The organism is Stenotrophomonas sp. 1278 (genome assembly GCF_029892765.1).
In the GTDB taxonomy this organism is placed as follows: Bacteria; Pseudomonadota; Gammaproteobacteria; order Xanthomonadales; family Xanthomonadaceae; genus Stenotrophomonas; species Stenotrophomonas indicatrix.
The window spans coordinates 74,306-93,089 of record NZ_JARXWD010000018.1; the positions used below are offsets into that span (position 1 = coordinate 74,306).

Here is an 18,784-nt window from a genome sequence, read left to right on the forward strand (position 1 = left end):
GGCCATGTCCGCACAAGCTCCAGCTGCGCCCGGCTCTCCGGGCGCACCGGCGGCGCCGGGTGCGGCCGCTGGATTCCTGCCACCCAGTGTGGCCCTGTGCACCGTGGGCCTGGCGATGGCCTCGTTCATGCAGGTGCTCGACACCACCATCGCCAACGTCTCGCTGCCGACCATCGCCGGTAATCTTGGCGCCAGTTCGCAGCAGGCGACGTGGGTCATCACCTCGTTCGCGGTCAGCACCGCGATCGCGCTGCCGCTGACCGGCTGGCTCAGCCGTCGCTTCGGCGAGCGCAAGCTGTTCGTGTGGGCCACGCTGGCCTTCGTGATCACCTCGCTGCTGTGCGGCCTGGCCCAGAGCATGGGCATGCTGGTGCTGTCGCGTGCGCTGCAGGGCTTCGTCGCCGGCCCGATGTACCCGATCACCCAGTCGCTGCTGGTCTCGATCTATCCACGGGAGAAACGCGGGCAGGCGCTGGCGCTGCTGGCGATGATCACCGTGGTGGCGCCGATCTGCGGGCCGATCCTCGGTGGCTGGATCACCGACAACTACAGCTGGGAATGGATCTTCCTGATCAACGTGCCGCTGGGCATCTTCGCTGCGCTGGTGGTGGGCAACCAGTTGAAGGGTCGCCCCGAGCACGTCGAGAAGCCGAAGATGGACTACGTCGGCCTGGTCACCCTGGTGATCGGCGTGGGCGCATTGCAGCTGGTACTCGACCTGGGCAACGACGAAGACTGGTTCTCGTCGATGAAGATCGTGGTACTGGCCTGCGTGGCCGTGGTGGCGCTGACCGTGTTCCTGATCTGGGAGCTGACCGACAAGGACCCGATCGTCGACCTGAAGCTGTTCCGGCACCGCAACTTCCGTGCCGGTACGCTGGCGATGGTGGTGGCCTACGCGGCGTTCTTCAGCGTGGCCCTGCTGATTCCGCAGTGGCTGCAGCGCGACATGGGCTACACCGCGATCTGGGCCGGTCTGGCAACAGCCCCGATCGGTGTACTGCCGGTGATCATGACCCCGTTCGTGGGCAAGTACGCATCGCGTTTCGACATGCGCATGCTGGCCACCATCGCGTTCGTGGTGCTGTCGATGACCAGCTTCCTGCGCTCGGGTTTCAACCTGCAGGTGGACTTCCACCATGTGGCCGGCGTGCAGTTGATCATGGGCATCGGCGTTGCACTGTTCTTCATGCCGGTGCTGCAGATCCTGCTGTCGGACCTGGATGGTCGTGAGATCGCGGCCGGTTCGGGCCTGGCCACGTTCCTGCGTACGCTGGGCGGCAGCTTCGCGGCGTCGCTGACCACCTGGCTGTGGGCGCGTCGCACGCAGGTGCATCACGCGGACCTGACCGAGCACATTTCGGCCTATCAGCCGGGCATGCAGGACCAGGTGGCGGCGATGGGGCAGGGCGACCTGCAACATGGCGCGGCGGTGCTGAACAACATGATCAACCACCAGGCATCGCAGATGGGCTTCAACGACATCTTCTTCCTGCTGGGCTGGATCTTCCTGGCGATCATCTCGTTCCTGTGGCTGGCCAAGCCGCCCTTCGGTGCGGGCGCGGGTGCTGCCGCCGGTGGCGGGCACTGATCGATCGCTGTCGCTGAAAAACAAAACCCCGCCGGAAGGCGGGGTTTTTGTTTGCAGTGCATCCACGCATGCATGCGAATTCCAGTAGATCCACGCCATGCGTGGATGCACTGCCGCGCAGGCGATCGCGTTTCGAATGCCGGACATGAAAAAACCCGCTTGCGCGGGTTTGATCATTGTCTGAGTCATGGTGCCCAGGAGAGGACTCGAACCTCCACGAAGTTGCCCCCGCTAGCACCTGAAGCTAGTGCGTCTACCAATTCCGCCACCTGGGCGACTCAGGAGGAGAATTTTGCAGGAAGGCTGGATGTGTGTCAACACCATTTCACACATTTTTTTCTGCACCGGCTTCCGCGTGCACATCCAGATGCAGCAGCAGGCTGCGCATCGGTGGCGAGAGCGATTTCCAGTCGGCGAACGCGGCGCACAGCCGGCGTTGTGCCCACGCGTTGCCGAGTGCAACGGCGACGATGCCGGTGGCCCGTCGATGCTGCCGCGCGATCGTGCGCGGCGCGATGCCCACGCCGATGCCATGGCCCACCATCGTGCACAGGCCTTCAAAAGTTTTCATGCGGATGCGCACGTCGAGCGTGCGTCCGGCCTCTGCCGCCAGTTCTTCGATATAGGTCTGCAGCGCATTGCCGTCGGCCAGGGCAACGAAGGTCTCGCCCAGCACATCGCTGAAGCCGAGCGAGCGCCGCGCGGCGAAGCGGTGGCCGGCCGGCAGCAGCATCATCAGCGGGTCTTCGGCAACGACATGGCGGTGCAGTCCATCGGCGGGAACGGCATCACTGATGATGCCGGCCTCTGCCTGGCCGGCACGGATCGCGCGCACGACTTCATTGCTGGTGCGTTCGTGCAGTTCGACGCGCAGGCGAGGGCGCTCTGCCAGCCATGGGGCCAGCCGCGCGGGCAGGTAGTTGGTCAATGCCGCGGTGTTGGCGTACAGGTGCAGCGTGCCGCGCGCACCGTGGGCGAACGCCTGCAGTTCGCCGCGCAGCTGCGCCTGCTGCTGCAGGATCAATCGCGCGTGATGGGCCAGTGCGGCACCCGCTTCGGTGAGGCTGATGCCGCGCGGGTGACGGGTCAGCAGCGCGGTGCCAGCGTCGGTTTCGATGGCGCGCAGGCGTTCGCTGGCCGATCCCAGTGCCAGATTCGCCTCTGCAGCGCCGGCGGTGATGCTGCCGGCTTCGGCCACCGCCAGGAACAGGCGCAGATCGGCAATGTCCAGACGCATGTCGTTTGCTCCGCTCGGCCCTGCCTTCGGCTGGTCCGAAGGCGCAGGCGGGAAGACCGCATTGTGCGCTGAAGTGCCGCCGGCTCCAATGAAGGCATGAACGAGACGATGTACTTCTATGGGTTGCTGGTGGTGGTGTTCCTGCTGGCCGGCGTGGTCAAGGGCGTGACCGGCATGGGCCTGCCGACCGTGGCGATGGGGCTGCTGGGCGGCGCGCTGTCGCCGGTGGCGGCGGCCTCGATGCTGTTCATTCCCACCTTCGTCACCAATGCCTGGCAGTTGCTGTCCGGGCCATCACTGGGCCGCACCCTGCGGCGGCTGTGGCCGATGATGCTGGCCGTGGTGGTGGTGACGCTGGGCTCGGCCGCGCTGCTGGTACGGGTGGATCGTGATGCCTCGCGCGCCGCGTTGGGCGTGGCGCTGGTCGTGTATGCGCTGTACGCACTGGTGGCGCCGGTGTTCCGCGTACCGCAGCGGCGCGAGCGCTGGCTGGGGCCGCTGGTCGGGGCGGTGTCCGGCGTGGTCACCGGCGCCACCGGCGTGTTCGTCATGCCGGCGGTGCCCTACCTGCAGTCGCTGGGCTTGCAGCGCGAGGAGCTGGTGCAGGCGCTGGGCCTGGCGTTCACCGTATCGACGATCTCGCTGACCACCGGCCTAGTGCTCAACGGGGCGTTTGGCGTGCAGCAGCTGGGGTTGAGCGCGCTGGCGGTGCTGCCGGCGCTGCTGGGCATGTGGCTGGGGCAGGTGATCCGCCAGCGCATCAGTGCGCGCGTGTTCCGTGCCTGCTTCCTCGGCTTCCTGCTGTTGCTGGGCCTGGAGCTGATGCTGCGTTCGTGGTGGTGATGCCGACCGGACGCCAGACAAGAAAAAACCCGCTTTCGCGGGTGTTTTTCATTCTCGACATGGTGCCCAGGAGAGGACTCGAACCTCCACGAAGTTGCCCCCGCTAGCACCTGAAGCTAGTGCGTCTACCAATTCCGCCACCTGGGCGTCGAGGAGGAGAATTATGGGGTGCCGTGACGGAGGTGTCAACACCCTTCTGAGATTCCTGCGTCCAACGCGCTCAGTAGATCCACGCCATGCGTGGATGGATGCGGCAGCCGGATTACAGGCAAAAAAAATCCCCGCCGAAGCGAGGAGTTTTTTCGTTGGTGCCCAGAAGAGGACTCGAACCTCCACGGTTTTACCCGCTAGTACCTGAAACTAGTGCGTCTACCAATTCCGCCATCTGGGCGTTCCAGAGGCGCAATTGTGAAGATGAACACGCAGGCTGTCAACGATTTTGTGAACGTTTTTCACCCGATTGTTCAAAGACGGGTGCTGACCCGTTCTGCACGCCCACAGCGGCTACCATGGAGGGCGATGACTACCAAAAAACCAAGCAAGGGCGGGAGCAAGTCCCGCAGTGAAGCCCCCAACAAGGGCACCAAGCAGGGCACTGCCCGCAACAACAAGCCGGGCAAGCCGTTGCCGGGCTGGCTCCCCGCACTGGCCGAAGGCGGTGCACCGCCTCCAGGACGTGGCCGCCGCAACGCCGAGCCGCCGGGCCCGGCAATGGGTCGCAAGCTGCCACCGGCGGGCAAGGTGATCGATGATCCCTACGCTTCCCGCGAAGCGGAAAAGTACGAACAACCCATTGCCAGCCGCGAGGCCATCCTGGCCCTGCTGGAACGCTGCGAAGGGCCGCAGACGGCTGAGGAACTCGGCGCACGCCTGGGCCTGACCGCACCGGACCGTGCCGAAGCGCTGTCGCGCCGGCTCGGCGCCATGGTCCGCGACGGCCAGCTGGTGCAGAACCGCCGCGGCGGCTTCGCGCCCATCCAGACGTTGAACCTGGTCACCGGCGTGGTGATCGCCAATCCAGAAGGGTTCGGCTTCCTGCGCCCGGTCGAGGGCGGTGACGATCTGTTCCTGCCGCCCTATGAAATGCGCAAGGTGATGCACGGCGACAAGGTGCTGGCACGTGTCACCGGCATTGACCACCGCGGCCGTCGCGAAGGCAGCATCGCCCGCGTGCTCGAGCGCGGCATGACGCGCCTGATCGGCCGCTTCAGCGTCGAGATGGGCATCAACTACGTGGTGCCCGATGACAAGCGCATCCAGCGCAACGTGCAGGTACCGCCGGACCAGACCGGCGGCGCGAACGATGGCCAGCTGGTCGTCTGCGAACTGACCCAGGCACCGGACAGCCGCCGTCCGCCGATCGGTCGCATCATCGCCGTGCTCGGCGACAAGCTGACTGCCTCGCTGGTGGTGGAAACCGCGATCCACGGCCACGAGCTGCCGTTCGAGTTCCCGCAGGAGGTGCTGGACGAAGCCGCCTCGGTACCGCTGGTGGTCGAGCCGGCGATGATCGGCGGCCGCGTCGACCTGCGCAGCACGCCGCTGGTGACCATCGATGGCGAAGACGCCAAGGACTTCGACGACGCGGTGTACTGCGAGCCCAACGCCGATGGCTTCCGCCTGGTGGTGGCCATTGCCGATGTCTCCAACTATGTCCGTCCCGGCACGCCGCTGGACGATGAAGCACAGAAGCGCGCCACCTCGGTGTACTTCCCGGGCTTCGTGGTGCCGATGCTGCCGGAAACGCTGTCCAACGGTATCTGCTCGCTGATGCCGAAGGTCGACCGCATGTGCTTCGTCTGCGACATGCAGATCGACCGCGAGGGCCAGGTGACCGGCTCGCGCTTCTACGAAGCGGTGATGAATTCGCATGCGCGCCTGACCTACACCCAGGTGTGGCAGGCGGTGGGCGAGGACGATGCCGGTGCCAAGGCCTTCATCGGTGACCTGTTGCCGCAGGTGCAGCGCCTGCACCAGCTGTACAAGGTGCTGTCCAAGGCGCGCAGCAAGCGTGGCGCGATCGAGTTTGAAAGCAGTGAAGTCCGCTTCGTACTCGACAACCGCGGTGAAGTCACCCAGGCCGGCATGCTGGTGCGCAACGATGCGCACAAGCTGATCGAGGAATGCATGATCGCGGCCAACGTGGAGGCGGCCAAGTACCTGCTGTCGCGCCATGTGCCGGCGCCTTACCGCGTGCATGAGAAGCCGCCGGAGACCAAGTACGCCGATCTGCTGGAATTCCTCAAGGAGTTCAAGCTGAGCCTGCCGCCGTGGTCGAAGGTGCGCCCGGGTGATTACACCAAGCTGCTGAAGAAGATCCGCGACCGTCCCGATGCCACGCTGCTGGAATCGGTGCTGCTGCGCAGCCAGAGCCTGGCCGTGTACAGCCCCGACAACAACGGCCACTTCGGCCTGGCGCTGGAAGCGTATGCGCACTTCACCTCGCCGATCCGTCGTTACCCGGATCTGCTGGTGCACCGGGCGATCAAGCATGCGCTGTCGGGCAAGCCGCTGGACAAGTTCACCTACACCGCCCGCGAGATGGCAGCACTGGCACTGCAGTGTTCCGAGCGTGAGCGTCGCGCCGATGAGGCCGAGCGTGAAGTGGATGAGCGTTACCGCGCAGCGTGGATGGAAAAACACGTCGGTGGCCAGTTCGACGGCGTGATCAGCGGCGTGACCAGCTTCGGCCTGTTCGTGGAGTTGGCCGACTCGAAGGTGCAGGGCCTGGTGCACGTGACCCAGTTGCCGCAGGACTATTACAAGTTCGACGCGACCCGCAAGACGCTGACCGGCGAGCGCCGCGGCAGCAGTTACCGGCTGGGTGACCAGGTGCGCATCCTGGTGCTGAAGGCCAGCATGGAAGAACGCAAGATCGACTTCCGCCTGGTCGAGCACAAGGGCGAGGAAGAGGTGCAGAACCCGGCGCCGCTGCCCGAGCGCGGCAAGCCAGCCAAGCGCGCGAAGAAGAAGTACTGAAAGGTGTGCCGACCAACGGTCGGCACCTGCCACGCCGGCGCCGACCATCCCGGTAGGCGCCGGTCCCGGGCGGCACGTCCCCATCGGTAGGTGTCGACCTTGGTCGACACGAGGTTCCGGAGGAAAGCAGCAATGCAGGGCCAACCCGAATACAGCGGCGGCTGCCAGTGCGGCGCGATCCGCTTCCAGGCGCGGGGCGAGCTGACCGACAGCTCGATCTGTCACTGCCGGATGTGCCAGAAGGCCTTCGGCGCCTACTACGCGCCACTGGTGTCGGTGCGCGGTGTGCAGTTCAGCTGGACCCGTGGCCAACCGCGCTATTTCCAGTCGTCCAACGTAGTGCGGCGCGGCTTCTGCGCCGACTGTGGCACGCCATTGACCTATGAAGCCCCCGATGGCGTGGCGGTGGCCGCCGGTGCGTTCGACCAGCCTGAACGACTGCCGCCGACCCTTCAGTACGGCGTCGAGCGCAAGCTGCCCTTCGTCGATGGGCTGGGCCGGCTGCCGGCACGCCGTACGGAACAGGACATGGCCGCGCTGGAATTCCTGGCCACGGTCGTTTCCCACCAGCATCCCGACCACGACACCCCGCACTGGCCGCCGCGCACGCGCGGGTAGCGCCGGGCCTTGCCCGGCGGGGGCGACGGACAACGGTCGCCGGGCATGGCCCGGCGCTACCGGCCAGCCGCCGCAGCGCCGCGTCCGCCGATGCTCTACCATAGCCACCCCCTTTCCGGTCCTGCCCGCATGAGCAAGAACAGCCAGTGGATCGTCGGCGTCAACGCCGTCGCCTCCTCCATCGAGAACGACGCCGAGAACGTCCGCGAAGTGCTGGTCGAGGCCGGTGCGAAGAACCCGCGCCTGGTCGAAATCGAGGAAAACGCCCGCCGCAAGGGCATCGACGTGCGCAAGGTCAACAGCCAGGCGCTGGACGGCGTGGGCGGTTCGGTGCGCCACCAGGGCGTGGCCGCACGCTATGCCGCCGCCCGCACCTACAACGAGAACGAGCTGGAAGGGCTGGTCACGGCTGCGGAAGGCAAGGCCCTGCTGCTGGTGCTGGACGAGGTGCAGGACCCGCACAATCTCGGCGCCTGCCTGCGCTCGGCCGCCGCTGCCGGCGCCACCGCCGTGATCATTCCCAAGGACAAGTCGGCCACGGTCAATGCCACCGTGCGCAAGACCTCGGCCGGCGCTGCCGACCTTATTCCGGTGGTGGCGGTGACCAACCTGTCGCGCTGCCTGAAGGACCTGCAGAAGCAAGGCGTGTGGATCTACGGCCTGGCCGGTGAGGCGACTGCGTCGCTGTACCAGCTGGACCTGAAGGGCAACATCGCCCTGGTGCTGGGCGGCGAAGCCGACGGCCTGCGCCGCCTGACCCGCGAAAACTGCGATGGCCTGGTCAAGATTCCGATGCCGGGCGAGATCGAGAGCCTGAACGTCTCGGTTGCTGCCGGCGTCAGCCTGTTCGAGGCCGTGCGCCAGCGCGGTTGATCGGCAGCTGCGGAGACCCGATCGGGGTCAGATCCCTTTCCCACGGGAAAGGGATCTGACCCTTTTTTCTGATCTGCCGTGTCGACCAAGGTCGACACCTACCGGGCAGGCGGTAGCCGCCAACCTTGGTTGGCGCTCCGGATGCCTTACCCCGCGCTGCCTCCCAGCGCCTTGAACAGCGTCACGTCGTTGTTCAACTGGCTCTGCCGCACCCGTGCCAGTGACAGTTCCGCGTCGCGCCGGGTCTGCTGCGCTTCCAGCCAGGTGCGCAGATCGGTGGCGCCCACGCGATAGCGCACTTCCTGCGCACGTTCCACTTCCACCGCTTCATCGTAGGACGCCTGCGACGCGGTTACCTGGCGCAGCAGCTGCTCGCGTGCGGACAAGGCGTTGTCCACCTCCGACAGCGCGGTGTACAGCGTCTTGCGGAAGTTGGCGGCGGCGATCTGGTAGTTGGTGCCGGCCACGTCCGTATCCAGCTGCGCGCGCTGCAGGTTGAGGAAGGGCAGCGACAGCCCGGCTCCCAGCGTCGCCACCGGATTGCGCAGCACATCGCCCAGCGAGGTGGCGCTGGAACCCAGGCTGCCGGTAAGACTCAGTGCCGGGTAGTACTGGGTGGCGGTCACCCGGATCGTCTTCAGGCTGTTGCGCAGCCGCAGTTCGGCCGCGCGCAGGTCGGGCCGGCGGCCGAGCAGGTCGGCGGGCAGGCCTTCGGCAATGCTCGGGCTCTGCGCCTCCAGCAGGTTCTGCGGTTCGTCCTGCTGCGGCCACGGCGTGCCATCCAGCAGCACGGTCAGCGCGTTGCGCACCTCCACCCGCTGTTGTTCCAGCGCACTCTGCGCCGAACGCTGCGACTGCAGGTTCTGCAGGGCCTGGCGTACTTCCAGGCGCGAAACCGCACCGGCATCGAACCGCGCCTGTACCAGTTCGTGCGTGCGCTGCAGCCGCTCAAGGTTGGCCTGGCCGGTGGCGATGGACTGGTTGAGGTAGGCCAGGGCCCAGTACTGGTTGATGACATCGCCGATCACCAGCAGGGCGGTGTTCTGCCGGTCTTCTTCGCTGGCGTCGGCCTCCCAGCGGGCGATGTCGCGCTGGGTGCGCAGGCGGCCCCACAGATCGATCTCCCACCCCAGCGACACGCCGGTGGAATAGCTGCGGCGCCAGTCGTCGGCCTGGTCGGTGGCGCGGCTGCCGCTGCCGCTCACGCCGGACGACGAAGGCTGCGGCCACAACGCGTTGCTGGCCAGCCCGGCCTGCAGGCGTGCACGCTGCACCGCCAGCCCGGCCGCACCGAGGTCGCTGTTGGCGGCAAGCGCCTGCGCGACGAGGCGGTCGAGGCGCTCGTCGCCGAAGCCGGTCCACCAGTTGTCCTGGCGGACGTCACGGGCCGGGATGTCCAGGCCACTGCGTGGGTCGTTGGCCGGTGCGTTGAGGGTCGCATCGCCACGACCATAGGTGGCGGCAACGCTGGGGTCTTCGACCGGATAGCGGCCCACGGAAGCGCAGGCGGAGAGTGCAAGCAGCACGGCGGCGGACAGCAGCAGGCGCGAGGGAGCGGGGAAGGGCAGTCGGGTCATCATCTTCATTCGCGGGCCAGGGCCTCCACCGGGTCGAGCTGGGCGGCACTGCGTGCCGGCAGGAAGCCGAACGCCACGCCGATCAGGGTCGAACAGGCGAAGGCGGCAATGATGGAAGCGGTGGAGAACAGCACCTGGAAATCGCTGGCGAAACGGCCGATCAACACGCCCATCAGCAGTGCCAGGCCGATGCCGAGCAATCCGCCGAGCAGGCATACCAGCACCGCTTCGATCAGGAACTGCTGGCGGATGTCGCTCTGCCGCGCCCCCACCGCCATGCGCACGCCGATCTCGCGGGTGCGCTCGGTCACCGAGACCAGCATGATGTTCATCACGCCGATGCCACCGACCAGCAGCGCGATGGCGGCAATGGCGCCGATCAGCAGGGTCATCGTGCGCGTGGTCTGTTCGATGGTGTCGCGGATCTCGGCGCTGTTGCTGAGGAAGAAGTCCTCGGTGCCGTGGCGCATGGTCAGCAGCCGGGTGATCGCTTCCTGCGCCGCATCCATCGGCGTTTCATCGTTCACCCGCACGGTGATGCTGGAAACGTGGCTCTGCCCGAGCATGCGCGACATCACCGTGGTGTAGGGCACGAACACGCTCAGGCTGGTGCTGCCGCCGAAACCGAAGCTCTGCTTCTTGGCCACGCCGACCACCCGCACCGGCACGTTGCCAAGCAGGATCACCTGGCCGATCGGATCGCTATCGGGGAAGAACTGGGTCCGGGTGTTCTCATCGATCACCGCCACCTGGCCCAGCCCCTTCACCGCGTCGGTGTCGAAGAAGCTGCCGCTGAGCAGGCTCACGCCCTTCACCCGGAAGTACTGCTCGCCGACGCCGCTGATCTGCGCGGTGGCCGACTGGTTGCGGTAGCGCGCGGTGACCGAACTGGACACGCTGGGGGTGGCGCTGTCGACGTAGCTCTGCCGTGACAGGGCATCGGCATCGCTGGCCTTGAGGGTCTGCACCCGCGCCGAGCGCATGTCGCCGAAGCCGCGACCGGGGTAGACGTCGATGGTGTTGGTACCCAGCGCGCTGATGTTCTGCAGGATCTGCTGCTGCGAACCGTTGCCCAGTGCCACCACCGAGACCACCGAAGCGATGCCGATGATGATGCCGAGCATGGTCAGGAAGGTGCGCAGGCGATGGGCGTTCATCGCCAGCAGGGCCATCCGGAACGCTTCGGTGAAGCGGTCGCGGGCGGCCTGCCAGCTGCTGCCATGGGCCACGCCAGCGCTCGGCTCGCGTTGCGCACGGTAGCTGGGCGCGGCCGGATTGGCACGGTCGGCGATGATCTCGCCGTCGCGGATCTCGATGATGCGCTGTGCGTGCTCGGCCACGCTCATGTCGTGGGTAACGATGATGATGGTGTGGCCTTCGGCATGCAGTTCGCCGAGGATGGCCATCACCTCTTCGCCGGATTTCGTGTCCAGGGCGCCGGTCGGTTCGTCGGCCAGGATCACCTCGCCACCGTTCATCAACGCGCGCGCGATCGACACGCGCTGCTGCTGGCCACCGGACAGCTGCCCGGGTTTGTGGTGCATGCGGTCGGCCAGGCCCAGCCGCTGCAGCAGCTGCTCGGCACGCGCGGTGCGCACCGGGCCGGGGCTGCCGGCATACACCGCCGGCACGGCCACATTGCCGCGTGCGTCGAGATCACCCAGCAGGTGGTAGCGCTGGAAGATGAAACCGAAGTGCTCGCGGCGCAGCTCGGCCAGCTCGTCGGGCGCCATTTTCCCGGTCTCGCGGCCCGCCACCTGGTAGCTGCCACGGGTCGGGCGGTCCAGGCAGCCGAGGATGTTCATCAACGTGGACTTGCCCGACCCGGATTGGCCGACGATCGCCACCATCTCCCCGGCATGGATGTCCAGGTTGACGTCGCGCAGCACGGCGATGACATCTTCACCGGCCGGGAATTCGCGTCGAAGGTCGCGCAGGCGCAGCAGTGGCGCCGTCATGCTCATCGGCGCCCCATGCCCGGGCCGCCGACCCGCATCTGCATGCCGCCACGGTTGCCGCCGCCAGCGGCTGCCGCAGCGCCGCCTTCGCCGACCACCACGCGCTCGCCTTCCTTCAGGCCGGACAGGACCTCGACGTTGGCGCCGTTGTTGATGCCGACCTTGATCTTGCGCGGCTGCGGTTGGCCCTTGTCATCGACCACCCGCACGATGCGCTCGCCATCGCGCGACTTCGGTCCCAGTGCAACGGCCGGCACCATCAGCACGCCCTTGGCCTGCTTGAGCAGCACCGATACCTGTGCGGTCATGTCGATGCGCAGGGTGCCATCGGGGTTTTCGACGTCAAACAACGCGTTGTAGTAGACCGCGCTGCTGGAGCTGGAACTGGACGAGCTGCTGGAACTGGACGAGCTTTCGTTGGCGATCGACGCCGGTGCCGGATTGATCTGCCGCAGCGTGGCGTGGTACTTGCGGTCCGGGTCACCCAGCGTGGTGAAGTACACCGGCATGCCGGCCTTGATCTTGACCACGTCGGCCTCGGACACCTCGGCATTGACGGTCACCACGTCCAACCGTGCCAGCATCACGATGGTCGGCGCGGTCTGGTTGGCGTTCACCGTGCGGCCTTCCTCGGCCACTACCGCCACCACGGTGCCGTCCATCGGCGCGACAATGCGGGTATAGGCCAGGTTCGCACGGGCAGTGCCCAGTTCGGTTTCGCGGCCCTTGATCTGCGCCTCGTAGGACTGCAGCTGCGCACGCGCGGTCTTCAGCTGGGCCTCGGCGGCGTCGTATTCCTGGCGCGAGGTGGCTTCGGCAGCCAGCATCTGCTGCTGGCGTGCGAACTCCAGTTCGGCCTGGCGCAGGGTGGCCTGCTGCACTGCGCGCTGCGCGGTCACCTGGTCCAGCGAGGCCTGCGCGTTGAGCACCTGGTTCTGCTGGGTGGTGGCGTCGATCTCGGCGATCAGGTCGCCTTCCTTCACCGTATCGCCCAGCTGCACCTTCAGCGACTTGATCTGGCCGGAGGCCTGCGCGCCGACGCTGACCAGCTTGTAGGCGTCGATCACGCCGGTAGCTTCCACTGTCTGCTCGATGTCGCCGCGGCTGACCGGGGTGGTCGCCAGCGCCGGTGCGGCAGGCTTGCGCAGCAGCCACCAGGCGGATACAGCGGCGATCAGGACAATCAGGGCGATCAACATCAGGCGACTCTTGCGGGTCGCGGGCAACAGGCGGGAGATCACGTGGCGGCTTCACTCTGGGGGCCGCAGTGGCGGCGTTGGTGGGCATTGTGAAGATCGAGCGACGCTGTGCTCAATCCTCGGGGTGTGTCTCTATGTAACACTGTCTGCGAGACTGCGTATCGGCAGGTATCCCGCACTGCGGGGGATACAGTGGTACGCATTGGCCTGGATGCGGTTCAGCTGCCGACACGGGATGATTCGCGACATGGAGACTGAAAACCCGATGCACCGTTTGCTGATCGTCGATGACGACAACGATATCCGCACCCTGCTGGCCGAGCAGCTCGGCCGTGCTGGCTACCAGGTCAGCACCGCCGCCGATGGCACCAGCATGCGCCAGCTGCTGGAACGCGAACACGTGGACCTGATCGTGCTCGACCTCAACCTGCCGCGCGAGGATGGCCTGACCCTGTGTCGCGACCTTCGCGCGCGCTCGAACACGCCGGTGATCATGCTCACCGCGCGCGCCGAGCCGATCGACCGCGTACTCGGCCTGGAAATGGGCGCCGACGACTACCTGGCCAAGCCGTTCGAGCCGCGTGAACTGCTGGCGCGCATCCGCAACGTGCTGCGCCGTACCGAAGCGCTGCCGGCCAACCTGGAACCGCTGGCGGTGCGCCGTGCGCGTTTCTCACGCTGGATCTTCGACCTGGAGCATCGCCACCTGGTCGACCCGGACGGGCGCGTGGTGGTGCTGTCCGGCGCCGAATTCCGCCTGCTGCGGGTGTTCATCGCCCATGCCAACAAGGTGCTCTCGCGCGAGCAGCTGGTGGCCCTCAGCAGCGGCCGCAACTATGAAGCGCAGGACCGGGCGATCGACCTGCAGGTCAGCCGGCTGCGCAACAAGCTGGCCGATGATGGTGGCCCCGATGGCCTGATCAAGACCGTGCGCAACGAAGGCTACGTGCTGGCCTCGGCCGTCAACCTGGAATAAGCCGCGATGAAGCGCCTGCGCCACTTCCTGTCCTCGATGGTCGGACGGCTGTTCGTGATCCTGCTGCTGGGCATGAGCGTGGCCGCGATCGGTGCGACCATGCTGGCCAGTTCCAAGCGGCAGCAGGAATTCGAGCGGCAGAACCTGAACCGCATCGCCGACCGACTGCAGGGCTACATCAACCTGCTCGACGGCAACCCGGAGCTGCGCGAGCGCCTGCTGGAGATCGGTGGCCCCAGCGTGCGGGCACTGCAGCCCGGCGCGCGCATCGGGCGGGCCGACAAGGCGCTGATGGAAGTACTGGAAGACCGCCCGGGCCCGGTGTCGCGGGCGCATGTGCACTTCGCCTCGTTCCGTTCGTGCATTCCCAAGCTGCAGGACCTGCTGCCGCCACCGCCGCCGGGCCACCGCAAGCCGCCACACGAACGCGATCCCACCTTCATCCCGCCCAAGTGCCGGGCGGTGGACGTGGTGCTCAACGACGGCACGTTGCTGAAGCTCGCCCTGGATTCGCCGGCGATCGCGCACAACGGCATCCTCGCCGTGGACCCGCTGTTCCTGACCCTGCTGGTACTGGCCATTGCCGTGCTGGCCTACGTGGTTGCACGCATGGCCAGTGCGCCGCTGCAGGAGCTGGCGGCCGCCGCCGAGGACCTGGGCGATGACCTGCAGCGGGCACCCTTGCCGCTGCGCGGGCCGCGTGAAGTGCAGCGCGCCGCTGAAGCCTTCAATGCCATGCAGCATCGGCTGCAGCGCCACCTGGCCGAACGTACGCAGATGCTGGCGGCGATCACCCACGACCTGCAGACGCCGCTGACCCGGCTGCGCCTGCGCCTGGAAAACGTGACCGACGAGACGCTGCGCGAGCGCCTGATCGGCGACCTGGCTGCGATGCAGGCACTGGTACGCGAGGGGCTGGAACTGGCCCGGAGTGCGGAGAGTGCCGAACAGCGCGCCGCGCTGGACCTGGATTCACTGCTGGGGAGCATCGTCGAGGACACCGCCGAGGACGGCGCCGACGTTGTCTTTGAGGGCCGCAGCGGCGCGGTGCTGATGCTGCGGCCGCTGGCGATGCATCGCTTGTTCTCCAACCTGGTGGACAACGCGGTGATGTACGCGCAACGCGCCCGGGTACGGGTCGAGCGCGGCGAGGGCACGATCACGGTGGTCATCGCCGATGATGGCCCCGGGCTGGCCGATGACCAGCTGGAAGCGGTGTTCGACCCGTTCGTGCGGGTGGAGACATCCCGTTCGCGCGAGACCGGCGGTGCCGGCCTGGGCCTGACCATCGCCCGCGCGCTGGCCGAGAAGGACGGGGGCCGACTGTGGTTGCGCAACCGCCCCGAAGGTGGGCTGGAAGCGGTGGTGCAGTGGTCGACCAGCGCCGAGGCGCGCTAGCAGCATCGATCCCGGACCCGGCCCGGTTGCGCCGGGCTGCCCAGGCACGGTGACGCCGGTGACAGGGTTTGCCCTATCATCTGCGTACTTCCCCATTCTTCGTCCGATGAGCCCGCCTGTTCCTGCCGGCATGCCGCCCTGCGCGGTGCGGCTGTCCCTGTTCGCGTCTGCTGCCGCCACCGGCATCCGCAGCTGGCCGCCGCCGCTGCGCTGATGGGCGGACAGGGGGCGGGCAGGCGCCGGGCGGGGCGCCACGCGGAGAACATCGGTCGCCTGCTGCAGGTGGGTGTGCTGTGGCTGCTGCTGGCGATTGCCACGCCACTGGCCGCGCAGAGTGGCGCGCCGCCGTTGCGCGACTACGCCATCGACGTGTGGACCTCGCGCAATGGTCTGCCGCACAACTCGCTGCGCGACATCGCGCAGACCCCGGAAGGCCACCTGTGGTTCGCCACCTGGGAAGGCCTGGTGCGCTACAACGGCCTGGATTTCACCGTGTTCGACCGCAGCACCCGGCCGGGGCTGCGCGACAACGGCATCGGCGCGCTGCTGGTCGACCCGCAGGGCGGTCTGTGGATCAGCGATTCGCGCGGCAATGTCAGCCACCGCGGCAGCGACGGCCAGTGGCGGGTCTGGGAACATCAACCGGATACGCCGCAGGTGCTGATCCAGTCCATGCAGATGGACAGCCAAGGGCGCCTGTGGCTGTTGTACGAGGGCAAGGGCATTGGCTATCTGACCCCGGACAAGGGCATCGTCTACCAGCGCCCGCCGCCGGACCTGCCGTTGGCGATGAGTTTCACCAAGATGGCGGTCGACGCGCAGGACCGGGTCTGGATCGGCACCCTCGACGGCCTGGTGCTGCGCGACACCGCCGGCGTACTGCAGCGCGCGCCAGCAGCGTGGGGCGTGGACAAGGGCCTGTCGTGGCCCTATCGCGCACCCGATGGCACGCTGTGGATCGTCGCGGGCGAGCGCCTGTACCGGGTGGAGGATGATCGCCTGGTGCTGGTGCACCGGCTGCCTGGCCAGCTGCATTTGACCGCCATGCTGCAGGACCGCCATGGCGACCTGTGGCTGGGCACCGAGAACCAAGGGCTGCTGCGCATCTCGGCACATGGCCTGGAGCGCCTGCCGGCGGGTCTGAACCTGCCCGGCGGGCGCGTGGTCAGCCTGCGCGAAGACGCCGAGGGCAGCATCTGGGTGGGTGCCAATGGCGGCCTGTACCGCCTGCGCGAAACCCTGTTCAGCAGTTACACCGAACGCGATGGCCTCAGCGGCGACTACGTGCGCACGGTGCTCGAAGACCGGGACCGCCACCTGTGGGTGGGCAGCGCCAGTGGCCTGGACCTGCAGACCGGCGACGGTCGATTCCGTGCGATACCGCTGCACAACCGCGGTGGCAAGGCGCCTTCGGTGCTGAGCCTGGCGCAGGATGCCGGCGGCGATCTGTGGGTGGGCACCTTCGGCGACGGCATCTACCGCTTGCACGCCGATGGACGGCTTCGCCACAACTACGCGGCGGCCGATGGCTTGCCCGGCGGCAACATCCGTGCGATCAGCATCGCGCCTGACGGCGTGGTCTGGGCGGGGACGCAGAAGGGCGTGGTCCGCATCGAGGGTGACCAGGTAACCGTGCCCACCGTTGCTGGCATGCCGGGAGGCCTGACCACCGCGCTGGAACACGATCACCAGGGAAATCTGTGGATCGGCACCATTGAAGGCGTCCGCGTGCTGCGCGGTGACCAGGTGCAGTCGATCGACCTGGCGCCGCTGGGCGGTGGCCGCAGCGTGTTCGGCTTCCACCAGATCGGCGATGCGATGTGGATCAGCAGTGACCGTGGGCTGTACCGCTGGCAGGCGGGGACGCTGGCACGGGTGGGCCTGGAGCAGGGCATGCCGGTGGACGCGGTATTCCAGCTGGTGCCCGACCGACTGGGCAACGTGTGGATCAGCAGCAACCGCGGAGTACTGCGCACCGACATGGCCACGCTCAACGCCGTGGCCGACGGACGCGCGCCGCGGGTCACGGTGGAGCGTTACAACGAGATCGACGGCATGGCCAATGCGCAGGCCAACGGCAGCTCCGGCCCCTCGGCGATCCTGCGCCAGGACGGCACGTTCTGGGTGGTGACCGCGGGTGGCTTGAGCACGGTCGATCCGCAGCGGCTGCAGCGTTTCCGTGAACGCCCGGCACCGCCTGCGGCAATCGAGAACGTACAGGTCGACGGTGCGCCGGTGCACTGGGAGGGCCCCGAGCGCAACCTGATTCCCGGTGGGCGACGGCTTGCGGTGAGCTACGTGGGCCTGAGCTACCTGATGTCCGACCGCATCCGCTACCGCACGCGGCTGGAAGGGCTGGACAACGGCTGGGTGGAACGTGGCCCGCAGCGCAGCGTGGAATTCGTCGGCCTGCCGCCGGGTGATTACACGCTGCATGTGGCCGCCGCGCACCCGGGTGGCAGTTGGGGGCATCAGGAAGCAGTGTGGAGCTTTACCGTCGAGCCATTCTGGTGGCAGCGGCACAGCGTGCAGGCGCTGATCGGGCTGGTGCTGCTGTCCGCGCTGGTGGCGCTGTACCGCTTCCTGCTGCAGCAGTACAAGGCCAGCAACCTGCGCCTGGCACGGCGCGTGGACGAGGCCACCTTCGACCTGCAGGCGCAGACCGTGCACCTGCAGGCGCTGAACCAGGAGAAGACCGAGCTGGCCGAGCGCCTGGCGCGGCAGGCCGAGGCGTTCGAACGGCAGGCCCGCGAAGACGCGCTGACCCGGCTGGCCAACCGTCGCGGCTTCGACGAGGCGCTGGCCCGCGACTTCGCCCGCGCCCAGCGCAGTGGCCATCCGCTATGCCTGGTGGTGCTGGACATCGACCACTTCAAGGACGTCAACGACCAGCACAGCCACAGCATCGGTGATGCGGTACTTGTGGAAGTGGCCCAGGTGATCGCCGCCGCCAGCCGCGATTCGGATCTACCGGCACGCACCGGCGGCGAAGAATTCGCGCTGCTGCTCAATGACACCCGGCTGGAGGAGGCGGCGCAGCTGTGCGCGCGCCTGCGTGGCCTGTTCCATGACCACCCGGACTGGGCCGGCATCCCCGGCCTGCGGGTGACCTTCAGCGCCGGCCTGGTGGAACTGGACGGCGACGACCGCACCCCGGCACTGCTGTACCAGCGCGCCGACCGCGCGTTGTACCGCGCGAAGAGTGACGGCAGGGATCGCACGAGCATCGGTTGATCCAATGCAAAGCATCCACGCATGGCGTGGATCTACTGGCATTGCCGTACCAACAGTCGGCACCCATCGAGCGCAGCGACCCACTGTTGCTCCCGCTCTTCTGATCTTCCCGTGGCGCCCGGGAAACTGTCCGTGGCCGGGCGGGTGGGCTGCGCAGGGGCGTGAGCCGCATGGATGCGGCGACCGAGCTTACAGGGATGTACTTGCAGCGTCCCCTGCGCAGTCCACCCCCCCCCCCCCCCCCCCCAAAACCGGGAACCCCCCCCCCCGGGGGGCCCCCCGGGGCGACGAAACCCCGCCC

12 protein-coding genes and 3 tRNA genes are annotated in these 18,784 nt (G+C 67.4%); 8 read left to right on the forward strand and 7 right to left on the reverse strand.

The genetic code is table 11. From position 1 onward, the window contains the following. The first annotated feature begins 4 nt into the window (after positions 1 to 4). Positions 5 to 1,591: a multidrug efflux MFS transporter permease subunit EmrB gene (gene emrB / locus M2299_RS15140; RefSeq protein WP_025877622.1), complete on the forward strand. Its 1,587-nt coding sequence runs from the start codon at positions 5 to 7 to the stop codon at positions 1,589 to 1,591. Positions 1,592 to 1,779: 188 nt separating this feature from the next. Here emrB and M2299_RS15145 read toward each other — a convergent pair. Together M2299_RS15145 and M2299_RS15150 are read right to left on the reverse strand one after the other, a co-directional pair. After that, positions 1,780 to 1,866: transfer RNA gene (locus tag M2299_RS15145), tRNA-Leu, on the reverse strand. 50 nt (positions 1,867 to 1,916) lie between these two features. After that, a complete protein-coding gene (locus M2299_RS15150) occupies positions 1,917 to 2,828 on the reverse strand; it encodes a LysR substrate-binding domain-containing protein (RefSeq protein ID WP_099842200.1) in 912 nt (303 codons plus the stop codon). 96 nt (positions 2,829 to 2,924) lie between these two features. On the opposite strand from M2299_RS15150, the gene M2299_RS15155 reads away from it, so the two are divergent. Continuing rightward, positions 2,925 to 3,671 carry a sulfite exporter TauE/SafE family protein gene (locus tag M2299_RS15155; protein WP_099783417.1) on the forward strand — a complete coding sequence of 249 codons (747 nt, stop codon included), beginning with the start codon at positions 2,925 to 2,927 and terminating at the stop codon, positions 3,669 to 3,671. A gap of 60 nt (positions 3,672 to 3,731) precedes the next feature. Here M2299_RS15155 and M2299_RS15160 read toward each other — a convergent pair. After that, positions 3,732 to 3,818: transfer RNA gene (locus M2299_RS15160), tRNA-Leu, on the reverse strand. A gap of 159 nt (positions 3,819 to 3,977) precedes the next feature. After that, positions 3,978 to 4,062, reverse strand: a tRNA-Leu gene (locus tag M2299_RS15165). Between the two features lie 128 nt (positions 4,063 to 4,190). Between M2299_RS15165 and rnr the strand changes: the two genes are divergently transcribed. The 3 genes from rnr to rlmB all read left to right on the forward strand — a co-directional run bounded on the left by rnr (position 4,191) and on the right by rlmB (position 8,141). Beyond that, positions 4,191 to 6,650: a ribonuclease R gene (rnr, locus tag M2299_RS15170; RefSeq protein ID WP_280884603.1), complete on the forward strand. Its 2,460-nt coding sequence runs from the start codon at positions 4,191 to 4,193 to the stop codon at positions 6,648 to 6,650. Positions 6,651 to 6,782: 132 nt separating this feature from the next. After that, positions 6,783 to 7,268: a GFA family protein gene (locus M2299_RS15175; RefSeq protein WP_025875409.1), complete on the forward strand. Its 486-nt coding sequence runs from the start codon at positions 6,783 to 6,785 to the stop codon at positions 7,266 to 7,268. 129 nt (positions 7,269 to 7,397) lie between these two features. Continuing rightward, positions 7,398 to 8,141, forward strand: coding sequence for a 23S rRNA (guanosine(2251)-2'-O)-methyltransferase RlmB (gene rlmB / locus M2299_RS15180; protein WP_025875407.1), 744 nt, complete (start codon positions 7,398 to 7,400; stop codon positions 8,139 to 8,141). A 146-nt stretch (positions 8,142 to 8,287) separates the two neighbouring features. Here rlmB and M2299_RS15185 read toward each other — a convergent pair whose 3' ends face one another. The 3 genes from M2299_RS15185 to M2299_RS15195 are packed head-to-tail and all read right to left on the reverse strand — an operon-like array spanning position 8,288 to position 12,917. Beyond that, complete coding sequence (locus M2299_RS15185; protein ID WP_345782464.1) at positions 8,288 to 9,727, reverse strand: TolC family protein; 1,440 nt, start codon at positions 9,725 to 9,727, stop codon at positions 8,288 to 8,290. Further along, the gene (locus M2299_RS15190) at positions 9,724 to 11,682 is read right to left on the reverse strand and encodes a MacB family efflux pump subunit (RefSeq protein ID WP_032975817.1); all 1,959 of its coding nucleotides are present in this window, start codon (positions 11,680 to 11,682) and stop codon (positions 9,724 to 9,726) included. The genes M2299_RS15185 and M2299_RS15190 overlap by 4 nt, the downstream gene beginning before the upstream one ends. Further along, the gene (locus M2299_RS15195) at positions 11,679 to 12,917 is read right to left on the reverse strand and encodes an efflux RND transporter periplasmic adaptor subunit (RefSeq protein WP_280884605.1); all 1,239 of its coding nucleotides are present in this window, start codon (positions 12,915 to 12,917) and stop codon (positions 11,679 to 11,681) included. The genes M2299_RS15190 and M2299_RS15195 overlap by 4 nt, the downstream gene beginning before the upstream one ends. Before the next feature lie 205 nt (positions 12,918 to 13,122). Between M2299_RS15195 and M2299_RS15200 the strand changes: the two genes are divergently transcribed. The 3 genes from M2299_RS15200 (at position 13,123) to M2299_RS15210 (ending at position 18,483) form a co-directional block, all read left to right on the forward strand. Beyond that, positions 13,123 to 13,851, forward strand: a complete 729-nt coding sequence (locus M2299_RS15200) for a response regulator (RefSeq protein WP_025875399.1) — start codon at positions 13,123 to 13,125, stop codon at positions 13,849 to 13,851. Positions 13,852 to 13,857: 6 nt separating this feature from the next. After that, positions 13,858 to 15,249 carry an ATP-binding protein gene (locus M2299_RS15205; RefSeq protein ID WP_100436029.1) on the forward strand — a complete coding sequence of 464 codons (1,392 nt, stop codon included), beginning with the start codon at positions 13,858 to 13,860 and terminating at the stop codon, positions 15,247 to 15,249. A gap of 213 nt (positions 15,250 to 15,462) precedes the next feature. Next, positions 15,463 to 18,483: a ligand-binding sensor domain-containing diguanylate cyclase gene (locus M2299_RS15210; protein ID WP_280884606.1), complete on the forward strand. Its 3,021-nt coding sequence runs from the start codon at positions 15,463 to 15,465 to the stop codon at positions 18,481 to 18,483. Positions 18,484 to 18,784: the final 301 nt, after the last annotated feature.